Here is a 1433-nt window from a genome sequence, read left to right on the forward strand (position 1 = left end):
GGTGGCCGCCCTCGCCGTGACCACCCTGCAACTGCTGGCCTCCGGGACCGGGATCAGCAGCGTCCCACCCACCCCCGTCGCCTGGTCCGCCGTCGGCACCACCACGGTGATCATCGTCAGCATGATCGCCCTCACCGTGCGGCCGGGGACTCGCCTCCGATCCGGGGCCGCGGCCGCGGCCCTCACCCTTCTGCTGGTCGCCCTCGCCCCGCCCCCACCCGCGCAGGCGCACGACCCCGGCCAGGGCACCGCCTACGGCACCGCACAGATGACCGTCACCGGCGACGGCACCGGGCAGCTGACCGTCACCATCACCGGCATCCGCCTCACCGACGACACCGACCTCACCCCGTCCCGTCTGGTCGCCCGCCGCGCCGGAGAGGACCTCACCGCGCCGCTGCGCGCACAACCCGGCACCCCGCCTCCCGGTACCTTCACCGGGGAACTGGCACTGCCGTCACCGGGGCTGTGGTTCATGTACGCCCAGTTCGCCACCGGCGAACGCACCCTCGAGGTGTGGGTGCCCGTCGATCAGCAACTCACCGGCCCGCAAAGCCAGCAGCGCAACCTCTACCAGCCCGTCACCGCTGCCACCCCGCCACCGGGGCAGATCCTCCTCGGCGCCGTGCTCCTCGCCGTCTCGGCGGCGCTCACGGTCGCCGCGGCCGTCACCGTCGCCCGCCGCCGACGCGTCCTCCCTCCCGCGACCACCTGACCACGGCGAGGTCACCGCGCCCCGTTGCGGGCGGGCGGGCGATCTCGGCCTCCGGCAACCGAAACGGTCGGGCACGATGAGCTGAGCACCTCTTGCATCCGCCTGCTGTGCTGCCGGAGGGCGCGGACGTGACTCGACGCGGCAACGGCGACCACAACGGCGGCGGTTCTTCGGTTCGTGGGGTTATTCGGTGACGTTGATGATCATGGTCAGGCCGCCGGCGCCGTCGGTTTCGACGTTGTTGTTGGTGGTGTGGTGGTTGATGTGGCAGTGGATGAGCCACTGGCCGGGCTCGAGCGCGTTCCAGAGCACGTCGTAGCGTTGTCCCGGCCCGACGTTGATCGTGTCGGCCTGGAACTGCTGCGCCGTGGTGAGGGCCGCACCGTCGCGGGCGACGACGGTGAACGGGCCGCCGTGGATGTGCATCGGATGGATGTCGATGGTGTTCGAGCCGATGAACCGCACCCGGAGGGTCTCCCCCACCTTCATGTCGATGGTCTCGGTGGCCGGGTACGCCTTCCCGTTGATGGTGAAGTAGTTCGGCATGCCCCCTTCCATCGGCATCGCCGGATAGGTCAGCCCCTCCCGAGACAGCCACTCCTGCAGCTGAATCGTGTACTCGCGATCGGCAGGCGGCTGCAGGCCAGGGTCGGCGGGGTCGATGATCAGCGCCCCGTACAGGCCGAGGGCCTGCTGCCGGTCGGCGTGATCGTGGGAG

The 1433-nt window shown here is 70.8% G+C and carries 2 protein-coding genes; one reads left to right on the forward strand and one right to left on the reverse strand.

The genetic code is table 11. The features are described from left to right. Positions 1-715, forward strand: a 715-nt coding sequence (locus ASG00_RS05205; RefSeq protein ID WP_200930859.1) for a hypothetical protein, incomplete at its 5' end; no start/stop codon positions are given. A gap of 183 nt (positions 716-898) precedes the next feature. On the opposite strand, the gene ASG00_RS15680 is transcribed toward ASG00_RS05205, so the two are convergent. Further along, the coding region (locus tag ASG00_RS15680) for a multicopper oxidase domain-containing protein (protein WP_200930860.1) at positions 899-1433 on the reverse strand (535 nt) is incomplete at its 5' end.

This window comes from Microbacterium sp. Leaf351 (assembly GCF_001423825.1).
Classification (GTDB): domain Bacteria; phylum Actinomycetota; class Actinomycetes; order Actinomycetales; family Microbacteriaceae; genus Microbacterium; species Microbacterium ginsengisoli.